The organism is Fibrobacterota bacterium (genome assembly GCA_019509785.1).
Classification (GTDB): Bacteria; Fibrobacterota; Fibrobacteria; order UBA11236; family UBA11236; genus Chersky-265.
Window position 1 is genome coordinate 35,529 of the sequence record JAEKLQ010000050.1, and the last position, 17,700, is coordinate 53,228.

The window sequence follows — 17,700 nt, forward strand, 5'->3', positions numbered from 1 at the left end:
ATAACTTAGCGGGGATGAGGACCAGGGTCAAAACCTGGCCCCGAGGTTTTACCGTTGATTGCCTTTTAGATCCCGAACGGATGCGGGGAGGCCAATCCCCGTCGCGGCAGATGCCGGCCCCGGGCGTCGAAACCGGTTTCCGGCCCGAAGCGGAGCCCGCCGCGGAGCCCTGCGGCCGCCTCGCGCGGTCGCGGCGGGACCAGCCCCGTCGCCTTTTCCGGATCCCAGCCATCGGTTCCGCCCACCACGTTCACCGCCTTGCGCAGGCCGTCGGCCTCGGAGGCGGTCATCACCCGCGAATAGGCCGCGCGTCCGGACATGTCGAGGGCTTTCCCCTGCGCGTCCTTGCTCCCGTATTCGGCGAAGTTGGGCGTCGCGCCCGCCACGGTCTGCACCAGCCAGCCGGCCTTGGGCACGTGCGTCCCCATGGTGCAATCGATGTAGCGCACGTCGCCGTCCGGGTAGTCCCCGTTGCCATCGCGGGCCAGATAGCTCGATTTCACGCCCGAAGCCGCGGTCAAGGCGCATCCCACGAATACGTATCCGCGCTGGCCCTTGGCATTGCGCGACTGGACGATGTACCCGTCGGCGTTGGAGTACAGCGCGCAATTCCGGAAGAAGGCGATGCCCCTGCCCCAGATGTAGTCCACCGCGCCTTCGATGCGGCAATCGGCCAGGTAGACGCGGCCTTCCAACTGCATGGTGTCCTGGAAGCTGTGGAACACGCAATTGCGGATGGCGCAACGCTGGCCCCGCAAGAACAGGGTTTCGGCCTGGGAGCCGCCGTCGGGGGTGTCGTTGAGGAAGGTGAGATCGCGCAAGGACAAATCGTCCCCGAACAGGCGCACTAGGGCCCGGGCCGAGGTCCCCGCGTTTTGCTTGTCGTTGTTGACGGCGCGGATGACGCAGCTATCCCGATTGGTCCCGGCCAGGGAAAGCGAGTTGCGGCCCACCGAGCGGAGGATTTCCCGGTAGGTGCCGGGTTTGATGGTTACCGTAACTTGCGCGGTACCCTGGGCCAGGAAATCCAGGGCCCCTTGGACCGTGCAGAAGTCCCCGCTGCCGTCGGCGGCTACGGTATAAGCGGAACGGCCCGAAGCGGGGCGGGCCGCGGTGGTAAAGGTCCAGGACGCGGCGGGGTAGGCCCCGTTCGCCCCGCTGAAGGCCCCCGCGTCCATTTCCGCCGTGTAGGTCGTTCCATAAGCGAGGCTGCCGGCGGCTACGAAGAGATAGGCTTCCGTGCCGGACACGATTACCGGGTGGATATCCAGGGAATCCCCTCCCACCTTGGCCTTCAGGGTGCCGGACGCGGTGCGGCCGATGTCCAGGGAGTAAACGATATGGCTATCGGCGGCTCGCAACCGGAAGACTCCCGCGGTACCCGCATGCGAGGCGGAAGGGAAGGTAATGCGGATGGGGGCATCCGCGGGTACGGTGGAGCCGTCGGCGGGGAAAACCGAATAGGGGAGGGCGGCGGCAAGGGAGAGGCCGGCGCAGGCCGCCATCGCCATCAGGGAGTTCCTGATCGCTTCCATGAATTTCATAAGGAGGGTTTCCGCTTCGGATGGGCCACGGACCCTAGTTTAAGGCGGAATCCCCGCGCGCGCATGACGCGCCGCGCGATAGGGAGGGCCCGGACGTCCCATCGCCCCAAAATTCCCGGGAAGCGTCGTTACGGTCCAGGCCCGTACCTGGACCCGTGCCGAAGGCGGACGCTAGCGCGCCAGCGCCACCCGCGCGGTCGAGAAAAGGGAAATCGTCCCGCTCCGCTGGACCATTCGCCCCGCGCGATCGCGGGCTATCAGGCGGTACAGCCGCAATCCACCCGCCGTGTCCGCCGCCTTGGGATTGGCCTTGGCGCCCCGGAGATCGAACAAGTCCACCTTACCGGTCCAGCCCACGGGCAACTCCAGGGCGAGGCGGCCGTTCTCCCAGTGCAAAAAGGCTTCGGCCCGGGCCGGAGAGGAATGGGGATGGATGCCGATGGCCGTTACGCCCGAGCCCAGGATGGCTTCCAAGGCCCCCGAAAGGTATGCGTAAGGCGCGTTCCAGTTGATGGCGATCTCATTGGAAGCGTAGGCATTCTGGTCGTCCAGGTAGGAGAGGGCGGGGATGATGGATGGATAACCGGGGGTTTTGTCTTCCTGGCCCGGATTGGATCCGCCGACCAAAAGTCCTGGTACCGGTTCGCGGACGCCGTCGGCGGCGGAAGGCCGGTGATGGGGGAACATGGGGGTATTGGACCCGTAGCCGGTCACGAAGGAATAGCCGGTCGCATTGCGTCCCAACAGGTAATCCAGCGCGCTGACCGCGGCCCATAGGTAGGTGGAATCGCCCGTATGCCGGAAGGCTTGCAGCAAAAGCATGCCTTGGTTAGCGTCCCCGGAATTGCTGCCCCAATAGAAATCGTTACTGCCCATGGGGACGGCGTATGCGTTGGTATCCGCGCGCGCGCGCATGGGCCCGGCGGCGGTCGCGAGCATCTTCTTAAGCGTGTCGGCGTTGATCTTGGCGTAGCCATCATCCTTGGCGTCCGCCAGGCTATAGATCCCGAGCGCCAACACGTTGGACCAGCTGGGGGCGGAAAAGGTGGCGGGAAGCGCGCCCGGGGCCGCGGCCACGTAGAACGAATCCTCGCGGGTGGCGAGATAGAGTTCCGCGCCGGCCCAGAAGAATTCATCCACCGCGCTGTTGTCGCCGTATTCCCCGGTGTTGATGGCTGGCGTGAAGTTCTTGTTGATATCGGATTGGCGATAGTATTGGCCGGGATGGAGGCGGGCCCAATCCCAGGCTTTACGCGCTATCGCCAGGGCGCTGTCGGCGAAACCGGGCAGGGGCCCGTCGAACTTGCGGAACAGGCGCGAGGCATAGGCGGCCGTCGCGGCCAAATCCAGGGTCGCGGTCACCGATTTCTTCACCACGAAGCGCTTGGCGACGTCGTTTTCCGGCATGATGAAGGCGGAGAATTCGGCCGTAGTCAGCTTGTGATAAACGCCGCCATCGTTGGGATCCTGCATGGCCAGCATGAAGCGCAGGTTCCACAAGGCTTCGTCGAGCAAATCGGGAATGGCGTTGCCGCTTTCGGGGATGTTCAATTTCAGGGTATCGAAGAAGGCGGGATAGTGCGCGTACAGCGCCAATAGGGTATAGGTGGAGATGCCGCTGTTCACGACGTACTTGTTATAGTCCCCGGCATCGTACCAGCCTTTGCCCGCCGAGATGATGGTTCCTTCCGGCCTGGCGTCGCTGGCCGCCGAGCCATGTACGGCGACGCGGTTGTCGGGATGGCCCGGATTGCGGGCCCATTTCCCCGCGTTGGCGGAAGCCAGCGTGCAGGAGGCGCGTTGGTAATAGAAGCCGCGGATGGCTCCGCGGACGGTCTCGACGTGGGCATGGGGATCGATAACGAAAGGGTAAGAGACGCCCTTCCCGTTCACGCCCAGAACGTATTCTCCCGGTTTGGACACGGCGGAAAAGTCGGCCAAGCGCACGGCCTCCGCCGATGGCGCCCAAGTCTTCTCCGGGCCGAGATCGCCCTGGAAAACGGTGTCGGAAAGATTGGGCGTGGCCACGAAGAAACGCGTCGCGGCGCCCGCGTTGACGACCACTCCCTTCTTGGGATCTTGGGGATGGAAACCGATTTGATTGACGCGGATATCCGGGGAAACCGGCATGGAGGCCGCCGCCGTTCGGTGCGCGGACGCGCCCGCCAGCCCGACGCAAAAGATGCCCGTTCGAATCAACGTCGCCCGGAAAGAGCGACACCCCCTACCATACCCCATTTTGACTCCTGATTCGCTGTACTCCCGCTTAGTGTCGGACCGGGCCGGGATCGTTTGCAGGCAGGTCGGGATTTTGGGTTTTCGCGGCATTCTTAATGCGGATTCGCGTCGGGCGGAACCGGCGCTCCCGGTTCCGGGTCATCCGGCAAAGGCTCGGGATCGTAAAGCGCGGGACCTCCCGTCGATTCCGCGGGCGTTTCCTGGGAGGCCGGCGAATCGGTCGCGGGCGCACCCGGTGCGGGCGCACCAGGCGCGGGCGCATTCGGCGGCCGGGCCGGGATCCCCTGCGGGCCGGAGGTATCGCGCGCGCTACCCCGGGGCCGGGAAGACGCTTGGGGAACGGGGCGCGGGGCGCCAGCGGCCCAGGGAAGGGGAGGCAGGTGATCCACTTGCCTAAGGATCCAAGAGCGGCGGCGCAACAGGTATCCGGAAGGGCGCGCCGGGGACCAGACCCGGGGATTGGGAAGCGCCGCGGCGATGAGGGCCGCTTGGGGGCCGTTCAAGTCGGAGGCGGGAGCCTGGAAGTAGCGGCGCGCGGCGGCTTCGGCCCCGTAAACGCCATCGCCCGTTTCGATGACGTTCAGGTAGACCTCGAGGATGCGCCGCTTGGGCCACAGGGTTTCGATAAGGACGGTGAAATACGCCTCCAGTCCTTTGCGCAGCCAGGTGCGATCGGGCCATAGAAACACGTTCTTGGCCGTCTGCTGGCTGATGGTGCTGGCTCCCAGCTTACGCCGGCCGCGGCCGTTGGCGGTGAAGGCCGATCCGATGGCGTCCCAATCGAACCCGCGGTGCAGGAAAAAGCGTTGGTCCTCGGAGGCCACCACCGCTTCCGGCAGCCGCGGCGACATCTTATCGAGAGAGCGCCAGGATTTCTCCAGACGCATGGGTTTGCCTTCGGACTTCTGCTCGGCGAGGCGGATCAACATCAAGGGCGTGAAGGGAACGGGAACGAAACGGAACAAAAGGACGCTGGCGACCGAAGCCGCCGCGAAAAGGAGTACGCTATACCGCAGCCAGCGCAGGGGAACCAGGTACCACGGGCGTTTCCCCTTGCCGCTCCCCCCTTTTCCCCCCGTCTTACCGGAGAATATGGAGGGACCTTTGGGTTTCCGTGGCATGGTCAAGGAGCAAAGTTAGGTTTATATTCTCGGCCAGGTATGCGCCGGGCCTTGCCGATTTCCAGGAACACGCGGAGAGCCCTCTTGGGCGCCTTCCTGCTGTATCTCTTCGGCGTACTCGGCTATCTGAGTACCTCCCATCGCCATGCGGACGGGAGCCGGGAGGCGGAATCGCATTCCTCCTGCCAGCTCTGCCAGGTCAGCCACCAAGCCTACCTGGCGCCCGAGGCCTCCGTTTGCCTCGCGCATATGGACCTCCATATCGCCCTCATCGAGGCCGTATGGGCGCCCATCCTCGCCTCCCGCCACCCGCCCTTCGCCTCCCGGGCCCCGCCCTCCGCCTGATTCCACTCCGGTTCTGAGCGCCTTCGTCTCCGCACTATGCGGACGAACACGTTGCGCATGGTAACGCTAGTGTTACCCTTATCCCTCTGCCATTCAGGTAAAAATCCAATTCCGGAGGTCCTATGCGATCTTGGCTTTACGCGGGCGCCGCCCTGTGCGCCGCCTGCCTGTTCCGGCCCGCCATGGCCGGCGTCACCAATCCCGATCTTTCCGCCTTAGGCCAAGTCCTGGGCGGCTGGACGAACGATCCCGCCTCACCCGATAAGGAGGATCCCACCTTGAAGCTGGGCGAGGCCGAGATCGTACTCGACGCGGCCCTCAACCCGTACATCAAAGGGTGGTTCACCCTATCGGGCGGGCCCGATGGCATCGGCATCGAAGAGGCTTACGCCTCGGTTTTCCGGGGCATGCCTTGGGGTTTGGCCATGAAGGCGGGCAAATACCGGCTTCCCTTCGGGAAAATCAATCCCACCCATCCGCATGCCTTGCCCTTCATCGATCCGCCGCGCAGCGTCCAATCCCTGCTCTTCGGGGAGGAAGGCTTCAATGAGACCGCGGTGGAGGTTTCCGATCTGTTGCCCACGCCCGGCGATTGGGCTTCCACCCTGACCGCCGACGTCATCGAAGGGAAGTCCTTCCATGAGGGGCAAGCGGGCACGCGCCTGGGCGGTCTGGGACGCTGGGCCAACGATTTCCTGTTGGGCGAGAAAGGCGCGTTGGAGACGGGGATTTCCGGCGCGACCGGCGTCGACAGCCTGGGTCCGGATTCGCGGACCTGGCTCGCGGGCGCGGACGTGAAGGCGAAGTTCTACCTGGAAGGCGCGTCACAGTTGACCTTGCAGGCGGAAGGCATCTTTAAGCATTCGCACGCGGGCGGGCAGGCGGAGGATAGGGCCGGCATCTACGCCTTCGGGGATTACCGCTACCATACGCGATGGAACGGGGGATTTTTGCTGGAGCAATGGCAGCGGGAAGGGGATACCGACAGGAACGATCGGGCGGCGCGGGCCTTCCTGGGCTACGCCGTGCTGGAGGAAAGCACCCTGCTCCGCCTCGCCTACGAGCGCTTCCTTCCGGACGGGGGAAACGCGTATGATACCGTAACTTTACAGCTACTCTTCAGCATGGGGCCCCATAAGGCCCACCAATTCTAGGAGGATGGGAAAAATGAATACGATCCGGAAATATTTCTTGGCCACGCTGGCCCTCATCGGCTCTGCGGCGACGGTGTCCGCCAAGGTCAAGGTCGCGGCTTCGGTGCCCGACCTGGCCTCCATCGCTTCCTATGTAGGCGGGGGCGAGGTGGAAGTCTTCTCCCTGGCCAAGGCCAATTCCAACCCGCACTTCGTGGAGGTTCTGCCTTCCTACATGATCAAGGTTTCGCGGGTGGCCGTCTTCCTGAAGGTGGGCTTGGCCCTAGACCAATGGGCCGACGCCATCATCGAGGGCTCGCGCAATACCGACCTGATCGTGGAGGATTGCTCCGGCGGCGTCGAAGTGCTGGAGAAGCCCACGGGCAAGGTGGACGCGTCCCAGGGCGACGTGCATCCGCAAGGGAATCCGCACTACTGGCTCGATCCCGCCAACGGTCCGGTCATCGCTTCGCACGTGCGCGCGGCGCTGTCCAAGGCCGATCCTAAGCATGCCGACCTTTACGCGGCGAACGAGAAGAAGTTCGACGAGGAATGCGCCAAGCGTAACCAGGATTGGCATGCCCGCCTCGCCGGCCTGAAGGGAACCGCCATCATCACCTACCATTCCTCCTGGGTCTATTTCGCCAAGGCCTTCGATCTGCGCATCGCCGGTTACGTGGAACCGTTCCCGGGCATCCCGCCTACGGCCAAGCACTTGCAAGAGTTGATCGAAAAGATCAAATCCGAGAAGGCGAAGATCCTGATCCAGGAGCCGTACTACGGCGATTCCGATCCGGATTTCCTGGCGCGCCAGACCGGCATCAAGGTCTATCGCTTTACGCCTTCCTGCGATGGCGTCGGGGCGGACGATTACCTGAAGCACTTCGACGTCATCGTGGCCGGCCTGGCCGGGGCGGGGGGCTGACGTGCTGCTGCTGCAATATCCATTCGCGCTTTCGGCCCTGGGGCTTTGCCTGCTGCTGACGGGCGTGCTCAGCTTCTTCGGATACCACGTGGTGCGGCGCGGAGTCATCTTCGTCGATCTGGCCCTGGCCCAGGTGGCGTCCCTCGGCGCCTGCGTGGGCTTCCTGATCGGCTGGGGCGAAACCCGCCCGCTCGCCACCTTCCTATTGTCCTTGGGCTTCACCTTCATGGGGGCATGGCTCTTCTCTTGGTTCCGCGGGCGCAAGGCGCTGCCCATCGAAGCCCTGATCGGGGTGACCTACGCGGGGGCCATGGCCCTGTCCCTGATCGTGCTCGAGAAGTCCGCCACGGGATCGGAAGAGCTGAAGGAAATGCTGGTCGGATCCATCCTCACGGTTTCGCCCCGGACCTTGGGGCTGGCCGCCGCCATCTTCGCGGTGGTGGGGGTGATCCTGTTCCTGGCCCGGAAGCCCCTTTTCGCCATCACCGAGGCCCCCGAGGAGGCCCGGGCCCGCGGCTATAAGCTGTGGTTCTGGGACTTCGTGTTCTATACCGCCTTCGGCTTGGTCGTAACCTTCTCGGTACGGGTAGCGGGGGTGTTACTGGTGTTCGCCTTCCTCATCGTGCCATCGTTGGCCTCGCTGCTGGCGTTCCCCGGGAAAGCCGCGGTCGGGGCCTGGAAGCGGGTGGCGTTCGGTTGGGGTTTCGGAACAGTAGGCTGCCTGGCCGGGCTGGAGGCCTCGCTGCGCCTGGACTGGTCGGCCGGGCCGACCATCGTGGCGGCCTTCATCCTGTTCCTGGCCATCGCCGGGGTGGTGGCGCGGGTGCGGGGAGGGGCGGCTTCAGGGAGGGCTGGATAAATCCGAAGATGATTTCCTGCCCAGGCCGTCGAAAAACCCGGGCAGGCCCACGGCATCCCCAGCCCATGTCCGCCGGGAGACGGGTCCGTAGGGCAGGGACGGATTGGCGGTGATTTTGGCTTGCGCTCCGGAGGATCGGACGGATGCCGAGCCGTCCCGCTGGTAAACGCGCACCCAGTCGACCAGCATTTTTTGCGGGAATACCGTGGCGCTGTCGGGAGGCCCGGCCCAACTTCCGCCGACGGCCAGATCGAGGATCAGGAAAAACGGTTGATCGAAAGGCTTGGGGAACGCCAGGTTATCGGGCGACCATTTATTGGGGCTGTAATAGGTATGCGTAGTGTCCAGGGTGAAACTGAAGGATGTCGAGTCCCAGATCATGGTATAGACGTGGAAGGTATCCGATAGGGTTTGGTTGGCGGGGGCGGTATAGGTTCCCTGGATGGACTGGTTGCCGGCCCCGTAGTGCAGTGTCGTATAGGTCAAGCGCGTATTGTTCCCCAGGTTTTCCATGATATCGATTTCCCCGCTACGCGGCCAACTGCCGTACGCCACGGGCGCATTCGGCATCATCCAAATCGCCGGCCACATGCCTTGCCCGTACGGCAGCTTGGCGCGGACGTCGATGCGGCAGTATTTCCATACGCCCTTGTTCCGCGTCGAAATCTGCGTGGCGGTGAATTGCTTGCCGCCGTAATTCTCCTTCTGGGCCTGTAGCGTCAGGTTTCCGTCGGAGACGGACAGGTTCTGGGAGCGATTGGTATAGGTAGCCGCCCCGGGATCGCCCTCATTGAGTTCCAGCGCCCATTTGCTCGCATCCAAGCCGGCGCCGTTGAATTCGTCCGACCAGACGAGTTTCCATCCGTTCAACGGTTGCGCCAGGGGGCTTCGGGAAAGGAGCGCTACGCACGCCTGCAAGGCAATGCCGACTATGGCTTTCTTTACCCCGGTTTTCGTTTGTACCGTCGATACCTCCCGGGAGAGGGCTCCCCGTGTCTGATGTTTTAAATAGAACCCGGCGTATGGATTATGGCAGGGGGAGAATAGGGCTTGTGAAGCGTTTTCCGTCCCGCTCCAAGACCGCCAATCCCAAACCAGCGTTTCCGGGCCCGATTCGCACCGGGATCCGGTTTATACCCGCGCGCAATCGGTAAAGGCCCAATCTCCTTCCCGAAAAGGCATACAGACTCAAGGTTGCTTTGGGATCCGCGAGGGCGCCGCAGTCGAATCTTAAAGTAGCGCCTCCGGGTAACGAGCGTGTTATGGTGATGACCGGCATCCGTTCGGGCCCGGCCGCGGTCTTGCGGCCCCGGCGGATCTCCGCTTGGGCATCGTATTCATAGGCCCCGATATCGGGCGCTTTTCCGATGAAATCATCATTCACGCCGGGAATGATGGCTCCGCCATCGATCAGCGGGCTGCCCGCGGCCAGGCGATAATCCGTGCCGACGGCGGCGAATTCCGGATCGGCATTCAACCCGTGCGCTTCCTGTCCCGTGGCTTTGGAAAAGGCGGAAAGGCTCGCGAAGTTGGATCCGGACCATTGCGCCACCTTGCCCGTTGCCGTCGTGAACAAGTCATCGGAATCGAAATCCACCGGGTTTTGGCTGGAGCCGCTTTGCAAGGCATAATCGGTTCCGGCGTAAACGTTATTGCGGGAAACGATATGGTTCCAGGCGCTGTATTGCTTGAACCAAAAGCCCGGCTGGCCGGCCACCGATGTCTGGCAGGTATTATGGTAGAGGTACACCCAATCCGTGGTCATGGAGCCGTCCACGTTGAACTTGACGGGATACCCGACATAGCCGCTATGCGTTTCCCAGCCGGTCAGCAAGTTGCGCATGATATAGGTCGGCCCGCCCTGCGCCGGCGCCACCGAGATGCCCGTCAGGAATTTCCGGAAGACGTTGCCGTAAATCCGGACGTTGGTCCCGGCCCCGTCCGTTTCGATGCCGTCGTCGTTGAGGAACTCGAGAAGGTTGCCGTGGAAATCCAGGTTGCTGGTCGGGCCCGAAGCATCGTCCGAATACAGATGCGATCCGTCGAAGAGATGGGAAAAATGGTTGTTGCGGATCACGTTCCCGATATTGGCGGTCGGGCTGCCGTAAACCACCACGCCGCCGGCCTCGTAGTAGTCCGTGCCTTCCTTGACGGCGCTCCAGTTCCAGGTGTCGATGGGCGTCTCCGTGAATTCGCAACGTTGCACGGTATTGAAGCGGCAACCCCGTTTCAAGGCCACGCCTACCACGCTGTGGTGGAAGAAGCAGGAGTCCACCAGATTATAGGACGCGCCGTCGCAGTAGATTCCGCGCGGATAAGAGTCCAGCCCGTAGTAGGCGATTTCCAATCCGCGCACTTGGATGTAGTCCCGTCCCGAAAAGGTGAGGGCGGTGGTGAAGCGAGGTATTTGCACGGTATCCGCCGCGGTGGGCGCGCGCCCCGCCGGAAAGCGGACGTAGAGATAGGCGCCGTCGGCGAAAAACCCTTCCTCCATGCCCCAGGTATTGCCCACCAAATCCTTCAGGCTCGGATGCGCGAACAGATGCTTGCCGTTGCGGTACGCCAGACCCGGCTGGGCCGTGCAAGCGGAGCGGTACACGCCGGCGCCGGCATCGTAGGAACTCCAGGTAGGATGAAAGGAAGTGTCCCGGCCGTCCAAGGCCGCCGCTTCCCCGGGGGCATTGCGGATGCATATCGGCGCCTGCGCCGTACCCGAACGGGGCAAGGTGACGGACTCGCAGTAGCGTCCCACATGCAAGAGGATGGTGGCGCCGGGATTGGCCAAGGAAACGGCATGCGCCAGGGTGGCGAAGGCCTGGGACAGGCTGGAACCATCGTGGCTATCGCTGCCGTTCACGGCGACATGGTAGGTCGCGCCCTTGGGCGCGGGGAAGGAATCGGAGCGGGTGGTGACCTGGAAGAGGGTATCCAGGGGGAACGATTTACCCAGCAGGCGGATCATATAGGCCGTGTTGGGCCTCAAGCCGAAAACGCTTCCGGCGAATCGATTGGCTGCCACGCGGGAAAGGCCATGGCCCGGATGCGGAGCTTGCTGCGAGACCGCGGGATTCCAGGCGACGGAAACCGCGGCGGCGGTATCGGAAGCTCCTGAGAGCCCAATTTCGATCCCTATGTTATTGAATGTGGCGACCGTCGTGACGGAAGTGACGGACTGGGAATAGGCCGCGGCCAATGCCGCCGAAAGAGCCAAGGGAAGAGCCCGGATCGGATTCATGCGGCGCCCTTCGCGTGCGGATCAACGGCTGACGAAAAGGAGGTCCTCGATGTTCGCGTGCATCTGAGCGAGGATTCGTTGCTTCAATTCCCGTTTGCGGCGGGTACGGGAACGATGCCCCGGCACCAGGTGCATCGGTTTCCAGGCTACGTCCAACGGCAGGCGATAGAACTTTCCGTACCGCTCGCCGCCGTTGGTCTCCCAGAATCGATCATACCGCGCGAGGGCCTGCTCCGGCATCTCCCGTACGGCATCATTCGAATTCTCGGCCGAAGGCACCGCCAAGAGTAAGGGGATGCCTAGGGAAACGGCCAAGGCCTGTACGGAAAGCAGAAGTAAAGTGGCAGGGCAGATCTCCCCCGCCGATTTCGCTGCCTGGCGAAATAATGGTCCTGTTCCCGGAAATCCCTGGGACCCGCCGATCAGAATGGCTTTCGTGAAGTCATTGCCGACCAGTTCCCCGGGAATAAAGCTGAAGGTAAGCTTGTATAGCTTACGTTCGTTCCATGACGCCACCAAGGACAGATCGCCCTCCAGGAAGTGCGCCCCCGGCAAGGCCAAGGAGACCGATAGGCAATCCATTTCGCACCGGTGCGACCAGAGCATCGCCTTGCGCGCGGGAAACCCCCGATGAGCCAGACCCGGCATCATCGCGCCCAACCGGAGGTAATGATAGATGAGGATGCGGAGGCGCTCTCCCGTTTTGAAGGACAAGGCGAGATAGCCGCCCAGGAATTTGAAAGCCATCACCGGTTGGATACGCACCGCTTGATCCATGCGGGTATCCCGGAGGATGCGCCGCAAACGAAGATATCCCGGAATGCAAGGGATGAAACTCGCCACCTGGCGGAGGCGTTTCCAGGACAGGCTGCGCAAGCGGGTGCCCAAAGACGTCCATTCGGAAACCTTGAGATCGGAAACACGCAGGTCGATCCGGGGAGCCAGGAGAAAATGGCCACCCATCCGGCGAACCAGGGGAGCGGATTTCGGCCCGGGCTCCGCTGTCTGGGATATGGGCAAAGAATCTTGAGTCGTTATCGGAGGCATGGACCTCTCCTTCGGATGGGTACTGGGCGCGGACATTTCCTTCACTCCAGTTGAATACTCTCGGAAGTGGACCGACTACCCTGAGGTAAGACGAAGAGGAAAGCCAAATGGATAGCTGAACCAAAACTGGAACCAGTGCAATGCCCCCCCAGACACTTGCATCGGTTCCTTGCCTCAAAGTAACTCCGGAAAAATAGGAGCGAAAGCACTATTTTGGATGGTACCGGAGCATTTCGAACCGGTTCCGGCGCCGGAATGCCAGGCAAAATATTCCGGCATGCCCATAGGCGCATGAATTTGCCAGAGCGGCTCATCATGGAGTCGCTTTCATCCTATTTTCGGGCCGAGACGCCCTAGGGGATGGAGGGGTCTGGTTCGACTGGAATCAACCGCCCAGTTCGGAGCGGATCTTGGCGACCTCGGACTTGAGCGCCGCATAGGCCTCTTTCAATTCCGCCACCTCGCGCCTTAGTTCTTCGAAGGCTTCCCATTTCGACGGGGCGACGGTCGTGGCGCCCGCATGGGCCTCGTCCGCTGGCGCGGAGGCCTCTTCGTTATGGGCTTGCAGGACGTCCCGCCACCGCGCCTCTTTCCAACCGGGGCGTTTCGGCAGGAGTTCGGCCCAGGGCTCGGAGCGCCGGGCCAAGCCTTGCAACACGGCTTCGGCGGCCTCCGGCGAAGCGAAGGGATGCAAGCTGGAGGCCCGCGTCCTGATCTCGTTCAGGGTTTGCCCCCCGCGCAGGAGCAGAACCGCCACTACGGCCAAGGCCGGCTTGTCCGCATTGAAACGCACGTCCTCCAGGAAATGGCGGTACTTGTAGGCGCCCGACGACCCATATGGAATGAACACCACCAGGCATTTCCGTTTCAGCCCGGCCAGGGCCAACTCCACGGTGTCCTCGTCGTACTCCGTCACCGGCTCGCGGCTGCTCTTCTGGTTGCAAGCCGTGCGCAGGGCGTTGAGGGTCATGGGGTAATAGTCGGGCGTAGCCAGGCTCTTTTCGATCAGGGTGCCGAGCACGCGGGCTTCTTCGGACGTCAGGGTTTCGATCAGCATATGGGGTTGGTCCGATCGGGATCGGGCATGAGGCGGCGGAAGGCTTGGGGCATGGGGCTAGAACATATCTTCATTCCCTCCGCTTGGCGAACCGGACCAGGGAGAGGCCCACTTTTAGCGTGGGGCCGTGGCTTGGATAAAACGCCAGGTCCGGCGGATTGATATCCTTTAACGGTACGGGGCGTCGAAGCCTCAGGCATGTTCATAGTATGATTGGATTTCCAGAATAAGGGAAGGCTTCTATGCGCAGAACCCTCATGTTATTTTCGATCCTACTAATCAATACAAGCAGGGGAACCGCGTCCAAGCTGGGAGATATGGCAATGGCGCTTCCGAAGAACGCTTTTGTGAAAATCACCGGAAATGCCAGCCTGAACGCACTCGACCTGGAAAGCAGCATCCTGTACTGGACCAACTCCGGCGTCTGGGACCCCGTGAAAAAGCAGGTCCGCTGGATAGGCGGCCCGGGCACGTGTTGCTCAAGCTTACCGACTTTCAAAATGATTACCTACGACGAGGCAACGGATACATGGGCCATCACTCCCACGCCATACACGGGGTCCGGCCATGGTTATGACGGCAATGCCATCAATCCCGCCACCGGTTTGCATTACTTCGGCCAAAAGGATGAGCCGCAAGTCCGCGTATGGGACGGCGCCTCCTTTTCCCTGTTGCCGGCCGCCCCTGTTTCCGCTCTGACCACGCCAAGCCTCACCTGGTTCCCGGAACTCAATTCGGGCGCGGGCGGGCTTTTGTTCATGGGAGACGAGGGTAAATTAGCCTGGTATAATGGCTCGCAATGGACCTCCATCACCGGGGTCCAGACTACTGGATACGACAATTTTTCCGAGTACAATCCGGTGGATAAAGTCGTTTGGTTGGGTAACGGCAGCGGGGCCTACCGGCTTTCCGCCGACCTCACCCTCACCAGGCTCGCCGCTGCGCCGTTCAGTCTTGAAGGCAACGCATGCGCGTTGCATAGTTGCGATCCGCTTAGTGGCCTTTATATCGTTACCAATCTCGCCAATAACACCTGGTGGACATTCGATATCATGACCGACACTTGGGCGCAAATCGCCGGGCAGGCGGGCAAACCCGAATTCGGGACGAGTTGCAATGGAAGCGGGAACAATCAGTTCCAGGTCCCCATTTCGGATTACGGCGTGATCCTTTACGTGGATCATGGCACAAGCCCGCTTTCCGTCTACCTGTATAAACCCTCCGCCCCCGTCTCCCAGGTCAGGATGTCCCCCCCACGGAAACGCAGGTACGCTGTCGGGAATCCCTTGGACCCAGGGACCGGAAATTTGGCGGGTATTTATGATCTTCGCGGAAGGAAGGCTTACGCGATCAAAGCCCCGCCAAAGGCGAAACCGTCACCTTAACCCCTTGCGCATAGGGCGTGGCGCGCATCCCGAATCGGGACGTGAATTTCCCCGAGTCGAAAACATAATCGCGATCGTACTGATACATCATCTCGGGCATCTCCCTCATGATGGGCATGAAGATGCCGAGCAGCTTGAGCAGCCACATAGGCAGGATGGAAACGCCGGCGGGACCGCCCATCTCGCGGACGAATAGATCGACAATCTCCCTGGCTGTCAGCGTTTCCGGATCGGTGGGCAAATGCCAGACTTGGCCGTAAGCGTCTTCGGTATTGCCGAGGAGAGCCGTAGCCTTGGCTGCGTCGGGCGTGAAGGTGAAAGAATGCTTCTTATCCGCGTTGATGAACCAATTTGCTTTCTTCCCCTTCTTGAGATTCTTATACACGACTTCCAGCAGAAAGCTCTTCTCGTTTCCGGGCCCGTAAAAGTCGGCGGATCGGGCGATCAAGGCTTGTAGCTTCCCGGCCCGGGCGGCCTGCAAAAGCATCTCGGCGATTTCCTTGCGGACCTCCCCCTTCTTGCTCGGCGGCCGGATGGCCGTCGCTTCCGTCATATGGGACAAGCCGTCCCGATCGTACATGTAGACGTTGTCGAAGAAGACCAGCTTGGCCTTATGCTTGATGCAGGCATCGATGGCGCTCCGCATCAGCTTGGGCCAACGGTCCTGCCAAACCTTGAGGTTGTAATCGAATCCCACCATGAGATAGACGATAGAAGAGCCCGCGATGGCCTTCTCCACCTGAACCGGATCGGAAAGGTCGGCCGGGAAGAGTTCGTCGCTCGCATTCACCCGCTTCGGATTGCGGCTGACCAGGCGGATGCGATCCGTATATGCGCGGAGCTCTTTAGCCAGGGGCGCGCCGATGGTTCCATTCGCTCCTAGGATGGTTTGCAGTCCAACCGTTTTTTCCGTCATCGCCGACCTCTTTCCGATGTATGCGTGGCTACGGATGGCATAATAGCAATCAGCGCCGGGCCTTTATCCAAGGCTGCTGGCCAATACTTCGCCATGCCACCTTTCACCCGGGGAATACGGAAGATGATCAAGCATGCCTTGCCCGCTTTCGCGGTTGCTCTTATAGCCGCGAACGCGTTCTGCCAAAACGAAAAGCTCCAGATCCACGACGGCATGACGATATCCATCGACGTACTCACCTATCCCAACCCGCTGATTGCCGACCTGAAATTCCTTAAGGCGAGCCCGGGCAAGCGTGCCGAGGCCGTTGGCGCGCGAAATGCCGACATCCTGGCGCGCGACATGGGCAGCTTCTACGAAATTTGGGATGTGAACGTACGCAAGACGGTTACCGTCTCCAGCCATACCTTGAACAACGTGAAAGCCATCGTCAGCCGCACGGAGCCGATCACGGTCAACGGCAAGCCTTATACCGCATACGTGATCGAGTCGCAATCCTGGTCGAAGGGCGCCTCGAATACCACCCTCGACGTCGCGCACGATTACGCCAATAAGAAAGGCTTGGCTGCCGACCTGGTGATCAAGGAGAAGGCCATGCTCGAAAAGCAAACCAAGAATGCCGTCAAGATGGGAATGCTCAACGAGGATGGTTACCAGGTGCTGACGAAGGAAGAATGGTTCGTGCCGGAATACGGCGTGGTGAAGCTGCGCAACTACGACACCTACGGCTCGATCACCACCGACGTCGTGATCAAGCCGGGCGCCTAAGAGAGTGGCGGGCTCAGCCGTGGGATTCGATGACGGCCTTATCGGCATCGCGGATGACGACCCGATCATCCCCCATGACTTCGAAGTAGCCAACCACGGCGCCGTCTTTGGAGATCGGGCCGCTGACCTCGACGTCATTCGCGCCGGGCTTGCTGTCGCTCATCAGATTTGCCCCTGGCGCCACTTGCAGGACCACGGTATAGCCCTTCTCCAGGGCCAAATTCATCACGTAGGTTTTCATGATCCCTTGCCCTAAGTCGATCACGATGTTCACCGAGGTGATGGTGATGAGGTAACCGTCGGTGTAGTTGACCGTGCCGCTGCCGGTCATCTTGAATTCGCCTGCCAAGAAGTCCGCGGGTAGATCAGTGCGGGTATGGATATGCGTCTCCAGCATGGCGTTCTGGGAGCGGGTAGCAGCGAGCTGATACGCAGTCACGTCGTCGAAGCTGCAAATAAGTTGATCCGCGGAAGTGTAGGAAACCGTAGTGTCGTACTGGACGGTTACGCCGCCGGCGATGGTGGTATCCGTATTCCAGGTTTCGTATTCGGTGGCATCCAGGTCGCAACCGTCAACCAAGGTCTTGTTCGCGCCGGTTTTTCCGGCTCCGCGTTTGGCGACCCCGGCTTTGCCGGCCCCGTTCGCCTGGCCGCTACCCGGTTGTTGCGGGGCGAAGTATTTCACCTTGGCCGCCATGGCCTGCAAGTCCGCGCGGGCTTCGGCGGAAGTTCCCGCCTGCGGCGAGGTGGGGGAACTGTCGCAAGCCGCGAATAAGGCCGCGGCGGCGGCCATGGCCGCGAGGGAGAATGCGTTTGTCCTGGTGAAGATCATCGGGTCTCCTGGTTATCGCCGATTGGCGGGTATAGGCACGGAAAGCGCTAGCGGGTAGGCCTTCCCATTTTAGACGAATGCCGCGGCGATTACGCGTCTTTTTTCAGCGAAATCGTTTCCCGTTTCAATATTCCCAACGCAAGGAGCCGGAAACCTGGAACATCTGGAAGGCATGGGTTTGCGAATGGAGCGGAACGAAGGCCGCGGAGGGGATGATGGAAAGGCGCCAAGGCAGTTTTATTTCCGTGGTAATACCCGCCCTCAGCCCGAAAGTCCGGGTCGGTTTGGCGCATTG

Annotated in this window: 15 protein-coding genes; 6 read left to right on the forward strand and 9 right to left on the reverse strand. The window is 61.7% G+C overall.

The window, feature by feature from the left end:
- Nucleotides 1-65: 65 nt before the first annotated feature.
- The 3 genes from JF616_15175 to mtgA form a co-directional block, all read right to left on the reverse strand.
- Nucleotides 66-1,544, reverse strand: coding sequence for an Ig-like domain-containing protein (locus JF616_15175; GenBank protein MBW8889094.1), 1,479 nt, complete (start codon nt 1,542-1,544; stop codon nt 66-68).
- A gap of 171 nt (nt 1,545-1,715) precedes the next feature.
- On the reverse strand, nt 1,716-3,674 hold the full coding sequence (locus tag JF616_15180; protein MBW8889095.1) for a glycoside hydrolase family 9 protein: 1,959 nt from the start codon (nt 3,672-3,674) through the stop codon (nt 1,716-1,718).
- A 200-nt stretch (nt 3,675-3,874) separates the two neighbouring features.
- Complete coding sequence (gene mtgA / locus JF616_15185; GenBank protein ID MBW8889096.1) at nt 3,875-4,903, reverse strand: monofunctional biosynthetic peptidoglycan transglycosylase; 1,029 nt, start codon at nt 4,901-4,903, stop codon at nt 3,875-3,877.
- Between the two features lie 84 nt (nt 4,904-4,987).
- Between mtgA and JF616_15190 the strand changes: the two genes are divergently transcribed.
- From JF616_15190 to JF616_15205, 4 genes are all read left to right on the forward strand, one after another.
- Complete coding sequence (locus JF616_15190) at nt 4,988-5,248, forward strand: hypothetical protein (GenBank protein MBW8889097.1); 261 nt, start codon at nt 4,988-4,990, stop codon at nt 5,246-5,248.
- Nucleotides 5,249-5,370: 122 nt separating this feature from the next.
- Nucleotides 5,371-6,402, forward strand: a complete 1,032-nt coding sequence (locus JF616_15195; protein ID MBW8889098.1) for a hypothetical protein — start codon at nt 5,371-5,373, stop codon at nt 6,400-6,402.
- 13 nt (nt 6,403-6,415) lie between these two features.
- Nucleotides 6,416-7,306, forward strand: coding sequence for a zinc ABC transporter substrate-binding protein (locus tag JF616_15200; protein MBW8889099.1), 891 nt, complete (start codon nt 6,416-6,418; stop codon nt 7,304-7,306).
- 1 nt (nt 7,307) lies between these two features.
- Nucleotides 7,308-8,165: a metal ABC transporter permease gene (locus JF616_15205; protein ID MBW8889100.1), complete on the forward strand. Its 858-nt coding sequence runs from the start codon at nt 7,308-7,310 to the stop codon at nt 8,163-8,165.
- Here the strand turns inward: JF616_15205 and JF616_15210 are convergent.
- The 4 genes from JF616_15210 to JF616_15225 form a co-directional block, all read right to left on the reverse strand.
- Entirely contained in the window at nt 8,148-9,035 is an 888-nt protein-coding gene (locus JF616_15210; protein ID MBW8889101.1) for a glycoside hydrolase family 16 protein, read from the reverse strand. The two genes, JF616_15205 and JF616_15210, sit on opposite strands and share 18 nt — an antisense overlap.
- A 157-nt stretch (nt 9,036-9,192) precedes the next feature.
- On the reverse strand, nt 9,193-11,400 hold the full coding sequence (locus JF616_15215) for a right-handed parallel beta-helix repeat-containing protein (GenBank protein ID MBW8889102.1): 2,208 nt from the start codon (nt 11,398-11,400) through the stop codon (nt 9,193-9,195).
- Between the two features lie 21 nt (nt 11,401-11,421).
- Nucleotides 11,422-12,363, reverse strand: coding sequence for a DUF535 family protein (locus JF616_15220; protein MBW8889103.1), 942 nt, complete (start codon nt 12,361-12,363; stop codon nt 11,422-11,424).
- Nucleotides 12,364-12,832: 469 nt separating this feature from the next.
- Nucleotides 12,833-13,504, reverse strand: a complete 672-nt coding sequence (locus tag JF616_15225) for a DUF480 domain-containing protein (GenBank protein MBW8889104.1) — start codon at nt 13,502-13,504, stop codon at nt 12,833-12,835.
- Between the two features lie 347 nt (nt 13,505-13,851).
- Between JF616_15225 and JF616_15230 the strand changes: the two genes are divergently transcribed.
- Complete coding sequence (locus tag JF616_15230; GenBank protein ID MBW8889105.1) at nt 13,852-14,889, forward strand: hypothetical protein; 1,038 nt, start codon at nt 13,852-13,854, stop codon at nt 14,887-14,889.
- Here JF616_15230 and JF616_15235 read toward each other — a convergent pair.
- The gene (locus JF616_15235; GenBank protein MBW8889106.1) at nt 14,855-15,784 is read right to left on the reverse strand and encodes an NAD-dependent epimerase/dehydratase family protein; all 930 of its coding nucleotides are present in this window, start codon (nt 15,782-15,784) and stop codon (nt 14,855-14,857) included. The genes JF616_15230 and JF616_15235 overlap by 35 nt on opposite strands.
- A 144-nt stretch (nt 15,785-15,928) precedes the next feature.
- Between JF616_15235 and JF616_15240 the strand changes: the two genes are divergently transcribed.
- Entirely contained in the window at nt 15,929-16,573 is a 645-nt protein-coding gene (locus JF616_15240; GenBank protein MBW8889107.1) for a hypothetical protein, read from the forward strand.
- A 13-nt stretch (nt 16,574-16,586) separates the two neighbouring features.
- On the opposite strand, the gene JF616_15245 is transcribed toward JF616_15240, so the two are convergent.
- Nucleotides 16,587-17,405 (reverse strand): hypothetical protein, encoded by an 819-nt coding sequence (locus JF616_15245; GenBank protein MBW8889108.1) that lies wholly within the window; start codon nt 17,403-17,405, stop codon nt 16,587-16,589.
- Nucleotides 17,406-17,700 lie beyond the last annotated feature (295 nt).

Excerpts from the sequence above, each read along its gene's own strand:
- JF616_15175 (MBW8889094.1), bottom strand. The coding sequence starts at position 1,544 with ATGAAATTCATGGAAGCGATCAGGAACTCCCTGATGGCGATGGCGGCC.
- JF616_15180 (MBW8889095.1), bottom strand. The coding sequence starts at position 3,674 with ATGCCGGTTTCCCCGGATATCCGCGTCAATCAAATCGGTTTCCATCCC.
- mtgA (MBW8889096.1), bottom strand. The coding sequence starts at position 4,903 with ATGCCACGGAAACCCAAAGGTCCCTCCATATTCTCCGGTAAGACGGGG.
- JF616_15195 (MBW8889098.1), top strand. The coding sequence starts at position 5,371 with ATGCGATCTTGGCTTTACGCGGGCGCCGCCCTGTGCGCCGCCTGCCTG.
- JF616_15200 (MBW8889099.1), top strand. The coding sequence starts at position 6,416 with ATGAATACGATCCGGAAATATTTCTTGGCCACGCTGGCCCTCATCGGC.
- JF616_15215 (MBW8889102.1), bottom strand. The coding sequence starts at position 11,400 with ATGAATCCGATCCGGGCTCTTCCCTTGGCTCTTTCGGCGGCATTGGCC.
- JF616_15220 (MBW8889103.1), bottom strand. The coding sequence starts at position 12,363 with ATGGGTGGCCATTTTCTCCTGGCTCCCCGGATCGACCTGCGTGTTTCC.
- JF616_15225 (MBW8889104.1), bottom strand. The coding sequence starts at position 13,504 with ATGCTGATCGAAACCCTGACGTCCGAAGAAGCCCGCGTGCTCGGCACC.
- JF616_15240 (MBW8889107.1), top strand. The coding sequence starts at position 15,929 with ATGATCAAGCATGCCTTGCCCGCTTTCGCGGTTGCTCTTATAGCCGCG.
- JF616_15245 (MBW8889108.1), bottom strand. The coding sequence starts at position 17,405 with ATGATCTTCACCAGGACAAACGCATTCTCCCTCGCGGCCATGGCCGCC.